The sequence below is a fragment of the Paenalicyclobacillus macrosporangiidus genome, from assembly GCF_900116805.1.
GTDB lineage: Bacteria > Bacillota > Bacilli > Alicyclobacillales > Alicyclobacillaceae > Alicyclobacillus_H > Alicyclobacillus_H macrosporangiidus.
Window position 1 is genome coordinate 19,485 of sequence record NZ_FPBV01000027.1, and the last position, 16,013, is coordinate 35,497.

Annotated in this window: 17 protein-coding genes, 1 tRNA gene and 1 pseudogene; 14 read left to right on the plus strand and 5 right to left on the minus strand. The window is 63.4% G+C overall.

The genetic code is table 11. From position 1 onward, the window contains the following. The first annotated feature begins 34 nt into the window (after positions 1 to 34). The 10 genes from BM357_RS16495 to ndk all read left to right on the plus strand — a co-directional run bounded on the left by BM357_RS16495 (position 35) and on the right by ndk (position 7,586). Positions 35 to 1,075, plus strand: a complete 1,041-nt coding sequence (locus BM357_RS16495; protein ID WP_074956062.1) for an NAD(P)H-dependent glycerol-3-phosphate dehydrogenase — start codon at positions 35 to 37, stop codon at positions 1,073 to 1,075. Positions 1,076 to 1,188: 113 nt separating this feature from the next. Next, on the plus strand, positions 1,189 to 1,572 hold the full coding sequence (gene gcvH, locus BM357_RS16500; RefSeq protein WP_074956065.1) for a glycine cleavage system protein GcvH: 384 nt from the start codon (positions 1,189 to 1,191) through the stop codon (positions 1,570 to 1,572). Positions 1,573 to 1,979: 407 nt separating this feature from the next. After that, a complete protein-coding gene (spoIVA, locus tag BM357_RS16505; RefSeq protein WP_074956069.1) occupies positions 1,980 to 3,458 on the plus strand; it encodes a stage IV sporulation protein A in 1,479 nt (492 codons plus the stop codon). A 198-nt stretch (positions 3,459 to 3,656) separates the two neighbouring features. After that, positions 3,657 to 3,929, plus strand: a complete 273-nt coding sequence (locus BM357_RS16510) for an HU family DNA-binding protein (protein WP_074956073.1) — start codon at positions 3,657 to 3,659, stop codon at positions 3,927 to 3,929. A 147-nt stretch (positions 3,930 to 4,076) separates the two neighbouring features. Further along, a tRNA-Pro gene (locus BM357_RS16515) sits at positions 4,077 to 4,153 on the plus strand. Between the two features lie 74 nt (positions 4,154 to 4,227). Then, positions 4,228 to 4,467 carry a trp RNA-binding attenuation protein MtrB gene (gene mtrB, locus BM357_RS16520; RefSeq protein WP_074956076.1) on the plus strand — a complete coding sequence of 80 codons (240 nt, stop codon included), beginning with the start codon at positions 4,228 to 4,230 and terminating at the stop codon, positions 4,465 to 4,467. A 118-nt stretch (positions 4,468 to 4,585) separates the two neighbouring features. Further along, complete coding sequence (locus BM357_RS16525; RefSeq protein ID WP_083430613.1) at positions 4,586 to 5,326, plus strand: heptaprenyl diphosphate synthase component 1; 741 nt, start codon at positions 4,586 to 4,588, stop codon at positions 5,324 to 5,326. Then, entirely contained in the window at positions 5,326 to 6,048 is a 723-nt protein-coding gene (locus BM357_RS16530) for a demethylmenaquinone methyltransferase (RefSeq protein WP_074956079.1), read from the plus strand. Before BM357_RS16525 ends, BM357_RS16530 begins: the two co-directional genes overlap by 1 nt. A gap of 2 nt (positions 6,049 to 6,050) precedes the next feature. Further along, entirely contained in the window at positions 6,051 to 7,022 is a 972-nt protein-coding gene (locus tag BM357_RS16535; RefSeq protein ID WP_074956082.1) for a polyprenyl synthetase family protein, read from the plus strand. 96 nt (positions 7,023 to 7,118) lie between these two features. After that, positions 7,119 to 7,586, plus strand: a complete 468-nt coding sequence (gene ndk, locus BM357_RS16540; RefSeq protein WP_074956085.1) for a nucleoside-diphosphate kinase — start codon at positions 7,119 to 7,121, stop codon at positions 7,584 to 7,586. Positions 7,587 to 7,637: 51 nt separating this feature from the next. Here the strand turns inward: ndk and BM357_RS16545 are convergent, their stop codons facing one another. After that, positions 7,638 to 8,513: a patatin-like phospholipase family protein gene (locus BM357_RS16545; RefSeq protein ID WP_245784054.1), complete on the minus strand. Its 876-nt coding sequence runs from the start codon at positions 8,511 to 8,513 to the stop codon at positions 7,638 to 7,640. A 70-nt stretch (positions 8,514 to 8,583) separates the two neighbouring features. Between BM357_RS16545 and BM357_RS16550 the strand changes: the two genes are divergently transcribed. Continuing rightward, positions 8,584 to 9,345, plus strand: coding sequence for a CheR family methyltransferase (locus BM357_RS16550; RefSeq protein ID WP_074956089.1), 762 nt, complete (start codon positions 8,584 to 8,586; stop codon positions 9,343 to 9,345). Positions 9,346 to 9,366: 21 nt separating this feature from the next. Further along, the gene (locus tag BM357_RS16555) at positions 9,367 to 9,729 is read left to right on the plus strand and encodes a c-type cytochrome (RefSeq protein ID WP_083430615.1); all 363 of its coding nucleotides are present in this window, start codon (positions 9,367 to 9,369) and stop codon (positions 9,727 to 9,729) included. A gap of 44 nt (positions 9,730 to 9,773) precedes the next feature. Here BM357_RS16555 and BM357_RS20540 read toward each other — a convergent pair whose 3' ends face one another. Then, on the minus strand, positions 9,774 to 9,902 hold the full coding sequence (locus BM357_RS20540) for a hypothetical protein (RefSeq protein ID WP_281245615.1): 129 nt from the start codon (positions 9,900 to 9,902) through the stop codon (positions 9,774 to 9,776). 135 nt (positions 9,903 to 10,037) lie between these two features. On the opposite strand from BM357_RS20540, the gene pheA reads away from it, so the two are divergent. Beyond that, positions 10,038 to 10,862 (plus strand): prephenate dehydratase, encoded by an 825-nt coding sequence (gene pheA, locus BM357_RS16560; protein ID WP_074956092.1) that lies wholly within the window; start codon positions 10,038 to 10,040, stop codon positions 10,860 to 10,862. A gap of 202 nt (positions 10,863 to 11,064) precedes the next feature. Here the strand turns inward: pheA and BM357_RS16565 are convergent, their stop codons facing one another. Together BM357_RS16565 and BM357_RS16570 are read right to left on the minus strand one after the other, a co-directional pair. Then, entirely contained in the window at positions 11,065 to 12,270 is a 1,206-nt protein-coding gene (locus BM357_RS16565; RefSeq protein ID WP_074956095.1) for an iron-containing alcohol dehydrogenase, read from the minus strand. Between the two features lie 78 nt (positions 12,271 to 12,348). Next, positions 12,349 to 13,869, minus strand: coding sequence for an aldehyde dehydrogenase family protein (locus BM357_RS16570; RefSeq protein ID WP_074956097.1), 1,521 nt, complete (start codon positions 13,867 to 13,869; stop codon positions 12,349 to 12,351). Between the two features lie 284 nt (positions 13,870 to 14,153). Here BM357_RS16570 and BM357_RS16575 point away from each other — a divergent pair, with 284 nt between their 5' ends. Next, on the plus strand, positions 14,154 to 15,080 hold the full coding sequence (locus BM357_RS16575; protein ID WP_074956100.1) for a phosphotransferase: 927 nt from the start codon (positions 14,154 to 14,156) through the stop codon (positions 15,078 to 15,080). A gap of 506 nt (positions 15,081 to 15,586) precedes the next feature. On the opposite strand, the pseudogene BM357_RS16580 reads toward BM357_RS16575, so the two are convergent. Next, positions 15,587 to 16,013, minus strand: a pseudogene (locus BM357_RS16580) (transposase); the annotation flags it as partial.

A 16,013-nucleotide genomic window follows, 5' to 3' on the forward strand; every position in this document is an offset into this window, starting at 1 on the left:
AATGGGAGCACCCAGGCGACGGGGAGGGGCTGCGATGAACATTTCGGTACTGGGCGCGGGCAGTTGGGGAACCGCGCTGGCGATGGTGCTCGTGGGCAACGGCCACCGGACCACGTTGTGGGCGCGTCGTGCCGGCTTGGTGGACGAGATCCGTACCATGGGGACCAACCACCATTATCTGCCCGGCGTGAGGCTGCCGCGGGAATTGTCTGCCACGGACGACGCGGCGGAAGCGCTCTCCGGCGCGGAGATGGTGGTGTATGTCGTCCCGTCCGCGTCGATGGCCGAGGTGGTGGAGGCGACGAGCCGTTGGGTTCCGCACGAGGCGCTGTTGGTCCATGCCGTCAAAGGGTTTGACCCGGCGACGCACCGCCGGATGTCCCAGGTGATCCTGGCGGCGCATCCGGGAGCAGCGTCACGGGTGTGCGCCCTGACGGGTCCCAGCCACGCCGAGGAGGTTGCGCGCGGACTGCCGACCACCCTCGTCGCCGCGGCCTACTCGCGCCAGACCGCAGAAAGGGTACAGGACGCCCTCATGAACGCCACCCTCCGCGTGTATACCAATCCGGATGTCGTTGGTGCGGAATTGGGCGGGGCCTTGAAGAACATCATCGCCCTCGGGGTGGGCATCGCCGACGGGTTGGGCTACGGGGACAACGCCAAGGCCGCCCTGATGACCCGAGGGCTCGCTGAGATCAGCCGGCTGGGCCGGGCGATGGGGGCATCACCGCTCACTTTCGCAGGCCTGTCGGGAGTCGGGGACCTGATTGTCACCTGCACCAGCCGCCACAGCCGCAATTTCCGGGCGGGCCGTCTGCTCGGCCAGGGCCGGCCATTGCCGGAGGTGCTCAACGAGATCGGCATGGTGGTCGAGGGGGTCACCGCCACGAAGGCAGCCGTCGAAATCGCGGCCGAACACGGGGTGGAGATGCCCATCTCCCGGGCCATCTACCAGGTCCTGTTCGAAGGCAAACAGGCGGAGGAAGCGGTCGAGGACCTGATGGGACGCGAGCGCGGACGAGAGCTTGAAGAGGTGGCGCGCGACCTGATTCCGCCGGATTGGCAACGGGCGTGACACTGGATGTCGTTTGGCGGGTTTGGTAAAATGGCTCAAGGTTGGACAACCCGGTCGAACGGCGGCCTCGCGAGGGCGTTTCGCCAAGGGACCGGTCAGGCGGGAGGATGCGCATGAGCCAAATACCTGCGGATCTGAAGTACTCGAAAGAGCACGAGTGGGTACGCGTCGAAGGCAATCGGGCGTACGTCGGGATCACGGATTTTGCGCAGGACGAGTTGGGGGACATTGTGTTCGTCGAACTGCCCGAGGTCGGCGCACAGGTTACGGCCAACGAGACCTTTGGCACGGTGGAATCGGTCAAAACCGTCTCCGATCTCTTCGCCCCCGTATCCGGCAAGGTGGTCGAAGTCAACGCGGCGCTCGCCGACAATCCGGAGCGGGTGAACGAGAGCCCGTACGGAGACGGGTGGATGATTGTGATTGAGATGTCGAATCCGGAGGAGTTGAACGAGCTGTTGGATGCCGCCGGGTACCAGGCGCACATCGGCGGCTGAGGGACAGCACGCGTCATCCACGGGTTCGGGCGGTTCTCTTCGGCGTCCGTAACAGGCGTTCCGAAGGCCGCTGTGCGGTGCAAATCTGGAGTCAGCCCGCAAGCAGAAGCTTGCGGGCTGTCCTGTTCTGGGGGTTCTACCAGCACGGCTCGGACAGTATACATAGGGTGTCAGCGGCGGCAGGGCCCTCTCCGGCATACACCGGCGTTCCCTGCATATATATGTTAGCGTCCCACCGCGTGGGACAGATCCTGGGACTGTCAGTGGCCCGGGGAGGTGTACGGGCGGAACTGTCTACGCCGAAAACTTGGGGGGCCTGGTGTCCAGCGGGTTGGGCTGTGCTCCGAAACGGACTCCAACGGGGCATCCGGAAGCCGCTCGGGCCCGCAAACGAGGAGGAGGAACGCGTGGAGAAGTTCGACGTTTTTAAAGACATCGCGGAGCGGACAGGGGGCGACATCTATCTCGGCGTAGTCGGCCCCGTACGCACTGGCAAGTCCACGTTCATCAAGAAGTTCATGGAACTCATTGTGCTGCCCAACATCAAGGAAGAGGCGGACCGGGTCCGCGCGATTGATGAACTGCCGCAGAGCGCGGCCGGGCGGACCATCATGACGACGGAACCCAAATTCATTCCCAACCAGTCCGTCGAGGTGACGGTCGCCGAGGGACTTGATGTCAATGTGCGCGTCGTCGACTGCGTCGGTTACGCGGTGGAGGGCGCGAGAGGATATGAGGATGAAACCGGGCCCCGCATGGTGACCACCCCGTGGTTCGACGAGCCGATTCCTTTCCAGGAAGCGGCGGAGATCGGGACGCGCAAGGTGATTGCGGATCACTCGACGCTCGGCGTCGTGGTCACGACCGACGGGACCATCGCGGAGATCCCGCGGGAAGGGTACGTGCCCGCCGAGGAACGCGTGGTGCAAGAACTGAAAGAATTGGGAAAACCTTTTGTCGTCATCGTCAACTCCGCCCATCCGGAGCACCCACGCTCCCAGACGCTGCGCGCCGAGTTGGCCGAAAAGTATGATGTCCCCGTGCTCCTGTTGTCCTGTGCGACGTTGACGGTGCACGAGATCCATTCGGTCCTGCGGGAGGCGTTGTACGAGTTTCCTGTCAAGGAGGTCAACGTCAACCTCCCGAACTGGGTCATGGTCCTGGACGAGGACCATTGGCTCCGCGAGCAGTTCCAGGATTCCGTCCAGGAGACCATCCGCGACATCCGCCGCATCCGCGACATTGACCGCGTGGTGACGAATTTCTCGAATTACGACTTCATCTCCTACGCCGGACTCTCGCACATGGACATGGGCAAAGGCATCGCGGTGATTGACCTGTCCGCCCCCGACGAACTGTACGACCGCGTGCTGACCGAGGTGGTCGGCGTTCAGATCACCGGCCGCGACCAACTGCTGCGCATGATGAAAGAGTTTGTGCACGCGAAGAAGGAGTACGACAAGGTTGCGGAAGCCCTGAAGATGGTCAAGATGACCGGCTATGGGATCGCGCCGCCGGTCCTGGAGGAGATGACCCTGGACGAACCCGAGTTGATCAAGCAGGGGTCACGCTTCGGCGTTCGCCTCAAGGCCACGGCGCCGTCCATTCACATGATCCGCGTCGACGTCGAATCCGAGTTCGCACCCATCGTCGGTACCGAAAAGCAATCCGAAGAGCTGGTCCGGTACTTGATGCAGGACTTCGAGCACGATCCGCTGAAGATTTGGGAGAGCGACATCTTTGGCAAGTCCCTCGCCGCCATCGTGCGCGAGGGCATTTCCGGCAAACTGTCCCTGATGCCGGAGAACGCCCAGTACAAGCTGCGCGAGACCCTGCAGCGCATCATCAACGAGGGCAGCGGCGGACTGATTGCCATCATCCTGTGAGAGACCACAACCCATTCGCGGGATGCCGGGATGTCCTCGATATCCGGATAGACCTGCGAGATCCTCCCATTCGTCCAACGTGGGGCTTGAGGGCCCCGCATTGGACGTTTTCGCCTGAGAAAATTTTCGCATGGCAGGTATAAACGGGCCGATTGCGGAAAGAACGGTAATAGTCTGTGTCATGAAGAGGTGTTCGATATGAACAAAGCGGATCTGATTCAGGCGGTCGCCGATCGCACGGGCATGACCAAAAAGGACGCGACCCACGCGGTGGAGGCGGTGTTCAACGCCATCTCAGAGGCGTTGGCGCGAGGGGAGAAGGTGCAGCTCGTCGGATTCGGGAACTTTGAGATTCGCGAGCGAGCTGCCCGCAAGGGCCGCAATCCGCAGACGGGCGAGGTCATCGACATCGCGGCCAGCAAGGTGCCCGCGTTTCGTGCAGGCAAAGCGCTCCGTGAAGGGATCCAGTGACACCCGCGGGTGCCGCGATGGATCCCCGAACCCGCCGTTCCGCCCCAACAGGGGGCGGGGACGGCGGGCTTTTGATATTCTCCTGAGATTCACCGTTGCATCCGGAAGCGGGGTCGGCTATAATGAATGTCGCGCGTCAGCGTATGACGGGATGTGGCGCAGCCTGGTAGCGCGCTACCTTGGGGAGGTAGAGGTCCCGGGTTCAAATCCCGGCATTCCGACCAACGAACCAGCGTGATGAGCGCTGGTTTTTCGTTTCAAATGGGGAAATCCACATATTTGGAGGAGCGTGGGAGCCGTGGCGGATTCATCACCGGTGTTGGGCGAATACTTTGTGATACACGCGCTGGAGAACGGAGTTCAGGTCATCGGTTTGACGCGGGGGCCGGAGACACGTTTCCATCATGCCGAAAAGCTGGACAAGAACGAGGTGATGGTGGCCCAGTTCACGGAACACACCTCCGCCATGAAGATCCGCGGAAAGGTGTGCATCTATACGAAGCACGGCGTGATCCGAAACACCGATGCAGAGGAGTAAATGCCGCCCTACCACGGGCAGAGCACACCGGCGCCAGCGCATCGGTGTGGTATAATGTCGTGGGAGCGCATGCGGACAGGGCGATGCGCTCGTTGGCAACAGGGAGGATGAGCGCGGCGTGGCGTGGACGAATCTGAGCGACCTCAGCTTTGACGACATCAATGATTGGGTGCAGCGGTATGTCGATCACGCGTACCTTCGCGCTGCCCAGGTTCGTCCGACCGCCAGCCGATTTCATTTTGGGGCGGCCCGCACCATTCTGCAAACAGCAGGGGTTCCGTCGGACACCGCAGTCCCGGTGTTGAGCGCCGTGCTTCTGCTGCAGACGGGCCTGTCGATGCATGACGACGTCGACCGCGTCGACGGCCTGAATCGCCAACTGTACGTGCTCGCCGGAGATTACTGCAGCAGTTGGTACTACGCCATCTTGGCGGAGGTCGGAGACGAAGCGCTGCTGTCGACGCTGTGCGACGCGGTCGTGCGCATCAATGAGGCGAAGATGGCTTGTTACCTGGGGATGCCGGACATCCCGCCACGGCGGTACATGGAACTCCAGGAAGTCATCCAGGGAGCGCTGTTGTTCGCACTCGCCCAACACTACCTGCCGGATGGCGGTTGGATCACGCAAATCCAATCGCTGGTGCGCGGCTACGTGGTCCAACGGGAGACCGCGAACCCGGTTGTCCCTCGCTACGTCACCCTGCGTCAAGCACACGAATGGCTCACGGAAGCCCGGGACCGGGTGATGCGGCTGCAGTCCAACGTCCGTCAGCAGCCGTTCGCGGCGTACGTCATGGAGTACTTGGGGGCCATCAAGTCGTCGTTGGAGAGTCAATCATTGGCTGAGGGGAACCGCTGATGTACGCCAAAGAGCCGAAATCCGTCCACGTGCACTTTGTTTTCTCGCAGATCGCCAAACGCTACGACGTCATGAATTCCCTGTTGAGCTTTTGGCAACACAAGCTGTGGCGCCGCTTCGCTATGCGTCACACCCATCTCAGGCGCGGCGGACGCGCCATCGACGTGGCCTGCGGCACGGGGGATTGGACGCTGTCGTTGGCGCAGGCCGTCGGTCCCGAGGGACACGTGGTGGGGCTCGATTTCTGCAAGGAGATGCTCGACGTCGCCCAGGAAAAGATGGAGCGGCGAGGCTACAGCCGGCAGCAGGTCACGCTGGTGGAAGGAGACGCGATGGATCTGCCGTTCGACGACAATTCCTTCGACGTCGCCACCATCGGATTCGCGTTGCGGAACGTTCCGGATGTGTTGACGGTGCTGCGCGAGATGGCGCGGGTCGTCAAGCCGGGCGGGCAGGTGATCTCCCTCGAACTGTCCAAACCGGAGTCGCGCTGGTTTCGCAGCGTGTATTATTTTTACTTTTACCGCATCGTGCCTTGGATCGGTTCGCTGGCGGTAGGCAAAAAGGAACCGTACGCGTGGCTTCCGGAGTCGTTGACGGACTTTCCGGATCGCCGGCGGCTGGAGGATTTGTTCCGCCAGGCCGGGCTGCGGAATGTGGTGAGTTATCCGTTGACCGGCGGGATCGCCGCTCTGCACATCGGGGTGAAAGCGGAGGACTGAGGATGGAGTTTCAAGAAGTGTACCGGCGTTACCGTCCGGAGTTGCAGCAGGTCGAGGCGATTCTCTTCGATCAGCTGCGGGTGGGCGAGGACGCGTTGACGGAGTCTTCCGGACAGCTCATCCGGGCCGGCGGAAAACGCATTCGTCCCCTGTTCGCCCTTATCTGCAGCCGCTTTGGCGATCCCGCGAGTGATCGCACTCGCGTCCTCCGGGTGGCCGCGGCTCTGGAGATGGTGCACATGGCCACGTTGGTTCATGACGATGTGGTCGACGATGCCTCCCTTCGGCGAGGACAACCAACGGTCCGGGTGCGGTTCGGGAACCGGCCGGCGATGTACACGGGAGACTTTCTGTTCGCCAAGTCCATTCAGTTGTTGACCACCGTGGAACGGCCGGACGTGCACCGGGACATGGCCCGAGCCATGGTGCGCATCTGCCAGGGGGAGATTGATCAAATTCGCGATCTCCACAACTGGCGGCAGACGTTGCGTGACTACCTGCGGCGGATTGAGCGGAAGACCGCACTGCTCATCTCCGTCAGCTGCCAACTGGGGGCGAAAGTGGCCGGCGCTCGCGCGGATGTGGTGCGCACGCTGCGCAGATTCGGCTACTACACGGGCATGGCGTTTCAAATGATTGACGATGTGCTCGACTACGTGGGCGACGAGCGGGTTGTCGGCAAGCGCGTCGGCGGAGACCTGATGCAGGGAAATCTGACGCTGCCGGCTTTGTACGCGGCGCAGCAGGCCGGACGCGGGAAGGAGCTGGCGGAGCTGTTGAGCGGCCCTCCGTCCGCGGCGGAGGTCGCCAAGGCGGTGGATATCGTGCGGGAGAGCGGCGCCATCGCCTATGTGCAGGCGCTCGCGGACCGGTACCGGGAGAAGGCCATCGCGGTGCTGTCGGGCCTGGAGGACCGGGTGGAAAGAGAGGAATTGGCGGTCGTCGCAGCCTTTGTCAATGGCCGGGCGTACTGAGGGGCCCGGCCTTGATGGCGGGGCTGCTTTTTTCTACAATAGCAGCGTGTCGCGCGGGCGTGGAACAGCACTCGGGCTCCCGTCCGCCAGGTTTGAATGGAGGAGCGTGTCAGTTTGGCGACGGAAAAGACTTTTGTGATGGTGAAACCGGACGGCGTGCAGCGCGGCCTCATCGGAGAAGTGGTCTCCCGCTTCGAGCGCAAGGGCCTGAAGTTGGTGGCTGCGAAGCTGATGTCTGTGTCACAGTCCTTGGCGGAGCAGCACTACGCGGAGCACAAGGAGCGTCCCTTTTTCAATGATTTGGTATCGTTCATCACCTCGTCTCCGGTGTTCGCCATGGTGTGGGAAGGCGAGAACGCCATCGCCATCGCCCGCAGCATGATGGGGAAGACGAATCCGGCCGAAGCCGCACCAGGTACCATCCGGGGCGATTACGGTCTGAGCATCGGCATGAACATCATCCATGGATCGGATTCGCCGGCCAGCGCGGAGCGTGAGATCGCGCTGTGGTTCGGCGGCGAACTGCTCTCGTACGAACGGTCCGTGGACGTCTGGTTGGCGTGACGGCAGGACCCCCCGGCCTCCGGGGGGGTTTTTGATCTCCACTCGGACGTTTCAACCGGACACATGGCGAAGGATGCGATCCCGATTCTCCCACACAGCCAAGCGTCCTGCCCGTACACAGGCCGTCATCTGGTGGAACGACCACCAGGTCATGGACGGCAGCCGGGGGGTCAAGGTAATCACGTCGTCTCCCGCGGTGTCCGCTGCGACGGTCTCCTGCAGCAGGATGTTTATGGCCCGTGCGACCACGTGCACGAACGTGTCCGGGTTCCAATCCACATCCAATTCGTGCAAATTGACGGCGATGATGCGCCGGCACCCCGCTTGGCGCAAGACTCGGACGGGGACGTAGTCTCGGATGCCGCCGTCCGTCAACAGGCGCTGACCGCACGAAACGGGGGAGAACACCCCCGGGAGGGAGCAGCTGCCTCGAATCGCGACGGCCGCGTCGTCCACCGGATCGAACCCGAGGTCGAGCGCCGCCGCGTCGTTCGTGAGGGTCACGGGTTGCCCGGTGAACAGGTCGGTGGCGATGATGTAGTAGCGCATACGGGCCTCTCTGCGCCCGAGGAGACGGCGGATGTACCGCTCGAGACGCCGGCCCCGGACCAATCCCCCGGGCAGGCGCAACGCGCGGCTTCGCCGGATACGGCGGCTCCAGAGCGCGAAGAGGGAGGACAGCAACGGAAATCCGTAGTCCAACAGGAATGGGCCGGGGAATTGTCGAATGATGTCCATCATCCCTTCTGGACGCACGCCATGTGCGTAGAGGGCTGCCACGAGAGAACCCGCGCTCGTCCCGGCGACGCAGTCCGGGCGGATGCCCATCGATTCGAGGGCCTGCAGGACCCCCACGTGAGCAGCGGCCTTCAGGGCGCCCCCGCTGAGGGCCAATCCCAAGGGACGTACGGGCGTGAGGCCAGACAAGGGAAACACCTCCCGCGAGGTGGGCTCCGGTTGTGGCGAGGACATCATGGACGGGCATGGGAGGCCGCCAATGGACGAATTCTTGCAATTCGCCCGGCAGTTGGAACGGCTGACCGGGATCGACCTGACGCTGTACAAGCGGCCGCAGATGGAGCGGCGGTTGACGGCGCTGCGTGAAAAACGCGGGTATCGTCGTTTTCAGGACTACTTTCGCGCGTTGGAAGAGCAGCCCGAGATTCTCAATGAACTGTTGGACAAGATGACCATCAATGTGTCCGAGTTCCTGCGCAATCCCGAACGTTGGCAGGCGCTGATGCAACACCTGCCGGAGGTGGCGGGCCGGCCGCTGAAAGCCTGGAGCGCGGCGTGCGCGAGCGGTGAAGAGCCGTATACCCTGGCCCTGTTGCTGGAAGAACGTGGCGGCGTGCGGTATGACATCTTGGCGACGGATATTGACCGCGCGGTACTGGCCCGGGCGGAGCAGGGCTATTATAAGGAGCATCAGGTCCGCTCCCTGCCGCCCGCGTGGCTGGAGCGGTACTTCCGGCGCGACGGGGATGCATACGCCGTCTCGTCCCGCCTCCGGCGGCATGTCCGTTTCCTGCAGCACAATTTGCTCGCCGATCCGTATCCAGGACCGCTGGATCTCATCATATGCCGGAATGTGCTGATCTATTTCACGGACGAGGCCAAGCGGCGGGTGATAGAGGGATTTTCGGCGTCGCTCGCACCGGGCGGCATTCTGTTTGTCGGGAGCACGGAGCAGTTCATCGGTGCGGAGCGGTTTGGTTTCTCCAGCGTGGGACCTTTTCTGTATCGAAAACGGGATTGACGAGCGAGGGGGGGCGTTGGCATGGGCGTTGGCCGCGGCCTGCGTGCCGGGCTGCTGCTCTGGGGCACCGCAGCGGGCTTCGCGCTGTGCACGGGTTGCGGAACGCAGCCTGGCGCCGGGATCACGAACGCCGACCGAAGCGGGCGCTTCGCAGAAGCGGTGCAGCTCTACCAGAACGGCTGCAACTCCTGCCACGGGAACGACCTGGAAGGCGGTGTCGGCCCGAGTTTGGCCCATGTCGGTTCCAAGCTGAGCGAGGCCGAGATTGCCCGGCGCATCGCCGAGGGCGGCGGGCCGATGCCCGCCTATGGACCTGGCGGGCAGGCCATTCTCAGCCCGTCTCAAATCAACCTGTTGGCGGCCTGGTTGGCCACAAAGAAATAGGGCGGAAGACGTGAGCAGCCTTCCACCCGTAGTGCGCCTGGCCGTCAGCAGGTGGCGGTTGGCACAGCGGCCGCGGCGAAGCCTCCGAACGGAACCAGCAGGATGAACAGCACGAAGATGATCAGGAACACGACGGCCCACTGGGTGTAACCGCCGAATACGCCATCAACCATATCGAGGTCCCTCCTCGCATACAATGGGTGACTACCTCAACAACACATGCCGTGTGCGACAGTTCTGGCAGGGCGTTTGTGCAGTGGGCGAAAGACAATGGGCTGCCCGCCTGCGGGCGGCGGGGAGGAGATGCTGTGAGAATCGGGTTCTTGGGGCCCAGGGGGACGTTCACGGAGGAAGCGGCGACCCGGTATTACCAAGGCCAGGACGTGGTCCTGACCCCGTTTCCGTCCATCGTCGCGGTGATGGACGCGGTGATGGACGGGCGGGTCGACCGTGGGGTGGTGCCGATTGAGAATTCCATCGAAGGATCCGTGACCTTGACGCTGGACGGACTACTCGAAAATCCGGATCTGTTCGTCGAGGGCGGAATGGTGCTTCCCGTCGAACAGAACCTGATTGGGTTGCCCGGCGCAAAGAAGGCGGACCTCCGTGAGGTTTGGTCGCATCCGCAGGCCATCGCGCAGTGCCGGCGGTATTTGCGCGAGCTCGGCGTGGAGGTGAAGACCTTTGACAGCACCGCGGCGGCCGCCATGGCATTGGCCCGCGACCGCCGTCCGGAAGTGGGGGTCATCGCGCCCGCCCTGTCGGCTCGGACGTTCTCCCTCGACATCCTGGAACGGGGGATTCAGGACTACCAGCCGAATCACACCCGGTTTGGGGTGCTTCGCAGGGGCCCGGCGGCGGACCCGCGCGCAGACAAGACCATGCTCCTCATCACCCCGTGCGAAGAACACTACGGGGTATTGGCCAGCCTGCTGAACGTCCTGGCCGCGTTCCGCCTCAATCTCACCTGGATTGAATCCAGACCCACGCGCCGCAGGTTGGGCACGTATCAATTCCTGCTCGACGTCGACGGCGGAATCCACGAGGAGGCCGTGGCGAAGGCCATCTCGGTGATAGAGACCATCGGCCACGACGTTCGTGTGCTCGGCAGTTACCGGACCGTCGCATTGTGATGGTGCGATCCGTCCGATGGTCCCCGCCAGCCGCCGGACCGCGGAGCTGCCGGGGGCCTTTCTCCTATCCCTTGCATCGCTTGCGATGATTTGAGATAGAGGACGAGCTGTGCCACGACGGCGCGGTCCGGTTTGCAGGCGACCTCCCCCCGGGGGTGGGGGGCGGCCGCGGAGAGAGGACCTGTACGTGCGTGGCGTTTTGTCACTTCACTTCCGCAGGGACGACTTCGCGTGCCACGCGAGTAATGACCGCGTCAGGCAGACGGAAGGTCACCCCCGCCGGATCGGCGTGCACCAGGTCCACGATACGCGCCAGGGCCTCCGCCGGGATGTGAAACTCCGCGAAGGTCTCCGGCAGCCCCACCGCCTCACGCAGCGCGCGGATCCGTTCGATCACGTGCGCCAAGCACCCCTCGGCATCGGCCGGCACCTCCGTGAAGCCGGCGTCGCGAGCGAAGCTCTGAATGCGAGGCAAATAGAACGGTGGGAGTGCGGCCATGACGTTCGGCAACAGGACCGCGTTCGCCAGGCCGTGGGGGATGCCGAACCGGGCGCCGAACGCGTGCGCCATGTTGTGCACCGGGATGGCGTTGAGGGCCATGCTGAACGCCGTGATAGCCATGGTACTCGCGACCAACATGTTCGCCCGGGCGGAGAGATCCTCCCCGCGGTGCACGGCGGTGGGAAGGTTTTCCATGATTAGGCGCACCGCGTGCAGGGCGTATGCGTCCGTCATCGGATTGGCCTGCGGGGAGAAGTACCCTTCAATGGCGTGGGTCAGGGCGTCGAATCCCGTGAAGGCCGTCACCCGCGGCGGGAGGCCGACGGTCAGCTCCGGATCGAGCAGGGCCGCATCGGCGTTGACGAACGGGTGGATAAGATTCACTTTGACCTGCAGTTCATCGTGGAAGACCACGGCGATGGGCGAGACCTCGGCGCCGGTCCCCGCCGTCGTCGGCAGGGCCACGTGCGGGATGGGGATGTACTGGGCCTTCGGCCAGGTCTCGATCACGTTGCCCGTCAGACCCTCGCGGATGTCCGTGAGGCCCTTGTGGAGCATCCACTTCACGCCTTTCACCGTGTCCAGGACGCTGCCGCCGCCGAGCGCGACCAGGCTGTCCCCGGCACACTCCTTGTAAAAGCGGGCCGCGCGGTTGATGATGCTGGCCTTGGCGTCCTGTTCAATCTCGTCGAAGATCCCCGCCAACTGGACGGGGCCCGGCATCACCCGGAACAGCTCCGCCACCTTCTCCGTGATGCCGGCGTTGGTGAGACCTTTGTCGGTGAACAGTACTGCGCGGCGCCCACCGAGCTCGCGCACCGTCTCCGGAAGCAGCGCGCGCGATCCCGCTCCGCTCGTCACACTCGTCCGCACGGAAAACTGGAACAACGAGGTCACATATGGCATCTCACAGCCCACCCTTTCCGTTTGATAAGCGATGGCGGCTTCGTCTGTTGGCGCTTCACCTGCGCAATCGTCGCGCGGTCACGACAACAGGATGCCGTACCAGGGTCGGTTGCCCGGCTCGTGCACGAGGGAGGCGTGCACGTGCTTGAGCTGGGTGTACTCGTCGAGCGCGTACCGGCCGATCTCGCGGCCGAACCCGCTCTGTTTATACCCGCCGAAGGGCGCGTCGCTGCGGAACATGTGCCAGTCGTTGATCCACACCGTGCCGGCCTTCAGATCGCGGGCGATGCGGTAAGCTCGGTTGAGGTCGCGCGTCCAGACGCCGGCGGCCAGGCCGTAGATGGTGTCGTTGGCGAGGCGCACCGCGTCCGCCACGTCGTCGTACGGAATGACCGACAGCACCGGGCCGAAGATCTCCTCCTGCGCGATGGTCATCCGGTTGTCCACATCTGCGAATATGGTCGGTTCGACGAAATAGCCCGCGTCCAACGCCCCGCCGGTGGCCCTCCGTCCGCCACAGACGAGCCGGGCGCCATCCCGCTTGCCAGCTTCGATGTAGGCCAGCACCGTCTTCAGCTGTGCCTCGGACGCGACGGGCCCCATCCCTGTGGCCTCGTCGAGCGGATTGCCGAGCCGAATGCGCGAGGTCATCCCTGCAAGCCGCTCCAACACCTCGTCGTAAATGGACCGGTGGACAAATGCGCGCGTGCCGCACTCGCAGATCTGGCCGGAGTGCAGGAAGACGCCGAACAGCAAGCCCGGGACGGCCAGCTCCAGGTCCGCGTCGGGGAGCACAATGGCCGGGGACTTGCCGCCCAGCTCCAGCGTGACCCGTTTCACCGACTGGGCGGCCAGCTGCATGATGCGCCGCCCCACTTCCGTCGATCCCGTGAAAGCGACCTTGTCCACCTCGGGATGCTGTACAAGCGCCTCGCCGACCGTGGCTCCCGCTCCCGCGATCACGTTGAAGACCCCGGGTGGCAGGCCCGCCTCGACCGCCAGCTCGGCCAGTTTGAGCGTCGACAGGGGTGTGTTGGAAGCCGGTTTCATCACGACGGAATTGCCCATCGCCAAGGCGGGGGCCAACTTCCACATGGCGAGGATGAGCGGGAAGTTCCACGCCGTGATGGCGGCGCAGACGCCCACCGGTTCGCGCCACACCTGATTGTGGCTCGGCGCCGGGAACGGCCGCACGGGCAGCGTTTCGACGTACGGGGACTCCAGGGCAAATTGCGCGGTCTGTTGCAGCAGATCGACGATCTGCAAAATGTCCGAGGCCGCGACCCGGCGGATGGTGGCGCCGGACGAGATGACCTCCAAGTAGGCCAGCTCCGCCGCGTGCTCGGCGATCCGCTGGGCGAACCGGTTCAACACCTGCGCACGTTCCGCCGGTGTGGCGCGAGACCACACACCGCTTTCGAACGCCCGGCGCGCAGATGTCACCGCTTTCTCCACGTCCGTGAGGCCGCCCTTCGCCACGACTGCGGCCGGCGTCGCCGTGGCCGGGTTGATCACGGTGTACGACTCGCCGCTGTCCGCCGCGGTCCACCGGCCGTCCACGAACAGACCGAACTCCGGAATCGAATGTGCGACCGCCATACAATCCCCTCCCAAGGACCAGAATCCAAACCCAGGAGCATTACTATTACGAAAATACGGAAGATTCCTGTGTACCTACTCATCATAGCAGATTTTTGAGTCGGTACCAACCGGTTGGTCGGAATGGCAGCGTGATCGAAACGAGATTTCACAGAGGCTTTCCGTTTCTACCTCCGGCTCAAGCGTGCTTGCCTGCGGGAGTAAAATAGGGGATGGCCTGCATCATGGCAGCGCATGCAGATTCGCGTGTAACGAGGAGCGTGCCGAGAAGGGGTGGGGCGTGAATGAATCGGATCTGGGCGGCGGACATCTCCATCACGCGGGAGCAGGCGCGCGTTGTCATCGAACGGCAGTTCCCGGAACTGGCCCCGGCGGACGTTCGCTGGTGGAACGAGGGATGGGACAACACCTTGTTCGAGGTCAACGAAAGATACGTGTTTCGGTTTCCCAGGCGTGCGGTGGCCGTGGACCTCCTCCGGACGGAATTGGGCATCCTGCCGCATCTGGCGGAGCGATTGCCGGCCGCGATACCTAATCCGCGCTTTCTCGGCACGCCCGGCGATGGATTTCCATTTCCGTTTTTCGGATACGACAAGCTGCCCGGACGGCCTCCCCATGAGGTTCGTCCGACGGAGGTGCAGCGGACGGCCAGCGCCGGTCCGTGGGCACGCTTTCTCCGAGCGCTCCACCAGGTTCCGGTTTCGGATGCGATCCGCTGGGGCATCGCGGACTCGGACGCCATCGGCCGCCTGGACGTCGCCCGGCGGGCACCGCAGTTAGCGGCGCGGGCACAGACCCTGCATGAGAAGGGCGTCCTGGGGGATGTTGCCCCGGTGCTCGAGATGGCGGCGTCCGCAGCCAGCTGGGGGGATGCTGCTGGCACCGTCCCCATGGCGGTGGTGCACGGGGACCTGAATTTCCGCAACTTCCTCGTGGATGAGGCCGGGGCGTTGTGCGGCGTGATCGACTGGGGAGACGCGCACATCGGCCACCCGGCCATCGATCTGACGGTGGTGTACACTTTCCTGCCGCCTCAGGCGCGCGAGGCGTTCTGGCGTGTCTATGGCCCGGTGCCGGACGCGGTGCGCCGTCTGGCGCGGTTCCGGGCGCTGTACGCGTCCGTGCTCATCCTCGAGTACGCCGTCGATATCGGCGACGAGCGGCAGGCGGAAGAGGCCATGCGGGGCATTGTATGGAGCCTGGCGGACTGAAGGGCGGCCGGCGTCTCTGCGCCGGCTCATGTGCTGCGCACATGAGCAAGGAATTTTGCGTGGGTTGTTCCAGTTCGCAAGCCTTTTTGTTATCGGATACACGCCGACAATGAGGATGCATGAGGTTCGAACGTGTTGCTTTACCCAAGATCCGCATTTGTCGGGAGTGCGGAGGACAAAAATGGCTTCCCGGGCATATGAGCGACTAGAATTGCCGCAGTACGGTCGAGGCGGAGTAACGTGTCTTGTGACACAACCAGCACAAATGTCATCGCGACCAACAATGCGGGAAGATTGCGGGAACCTGTTATATGATCGGAATACATAGGGGATTCGTGATCAAATGACACAGCGGTGTTAGGCCTGGAGGAAGGGATGTCAAGCTCCACGGAACTTTTGTTAAGACTTACGGCACCGTGGACATTGGTGAGGCACGGATGTGCGGATAGGAATCGTGTTCGAGTGGAGGTCTTCGTGTTAGATTTACGTAGGGTCTGCTGAACGGTTCACGAGTTCGCCAGCTCAGGTGAAGTTAGGGCCTGTTGGAGCCACCTAAAAACATGGTACAGAAGAAGGCGGAGTCTGCGCTCCAAGTTCATCACCAGCAGTTGCAGCGCGATAACCGTCTCGCTCGTTGCCCGCAGACGCGCCCGAATCAGACCCAGACCGTACAAACGCTTGCCTTCGCCGAACTTCCCCTCGATTTCGTTTCGTTCCGCTGCATCCTGTCTCTCAATCCGTGCCTGTTCTGCCCGTGCCGTCTTCGAGGGCCGACCCAGCGGAGGTCCACTCAGGCGAATGCCATGCTCTTTGCAGTAACGCAGATTCTCCCGAGTTCCGGTAGGCCCTGTCGGCCAGCACGGCTTCCGGATAATGGCCATACCGCTCCCGGTAGGCCTCCACTGCCGCCTGCAGGGTATTGCCTTCGTGAAA

Bases quoted from the DNA above. Each gene is read 5' to 3' on its own strand.
- BM357_RS16495 (WP_074956062.1), top strand. From the start codon at position 35: ATGAACATTTCGGTACTGGGCGCGGGCAGTTGGGGAACCGCGCTGGCG.
- gcvH (WP_074956065.1), top strand. From the start codon at position 1,189: ATGAGCCAAATACCTGCGGATCTGAAGTACTCGAAAGAGCACGAGTGG.
- BM357_RS16510 (WP_074956073.1), top strand. From the start codon at position 3,657: ATGAACAAAGCGGATCTGATTCAGGCGGTCGCCGATCGCACGGGCATG.
- BM357_RS16530 (WP_074956079.1), top strand. From the start codon at position 5,326: ATGTACGCCAAAGAGCCGAAATCCGTCCACGTGCACTTTGTTTTCTCG.
- BM357_RS16535 (WP_074956082.1), top strand. From the start codon at position 6,051: ATGGAGTTTCAAGAAGTGTACCGGCGTTACCGTCCGGAGTTGCAGCAG.
- ndk (WP_074956085.1), top strand. From the start codon at position 7,119: ATGGAGGAGCGTGTCAGTTTGGCGACGGAAAAGACTTTTGTGATGGTG.
- BM357_RS16550 (WP_074956089.1), top strand. From the start codon at position 8,584: ATGGACGAATTCTTGCAATTCGCCCGGCAGTTGGAACGGCTGACCGGG.
- BM357_RS16555 (WP_083430615.1), top strand. From the start codon at position 9,367: ATGGGCGTTGGCCGCGGCCTGCGTGCCGGGCTGCTGCTCTGGGGCACC.
- BM357_RS20540 (WP_281245615.1), bottom strand. From the start codon at position 9,902: ATGGTTGATGGCGTATTCGGCGGTTACACCCAGTGGGCCGTCGTGTTC.
- BM357_RS16565 (WP_074956095.1), bottom strand. From the start codon at position 12,270: ATGCCATATGTGACCTCGTTGTTCCAGTTTTCCGTGCGGACGAGTGTG.
- BM357_RS16570 (WP_074956097.1), bottom strand. From the start codon at position 13,869: ATGGCGGTCGCACATTCGATTCCGGAGTTCGGTCTGTTCGTGGACGGC.
- BM357_RS16575 (WP_074956100.1), top strand. From the start codon at position 14,154: ATGAATCGGATCTGGGCGGCGGACATCTCCATCACGCGGGAGCAGGCG.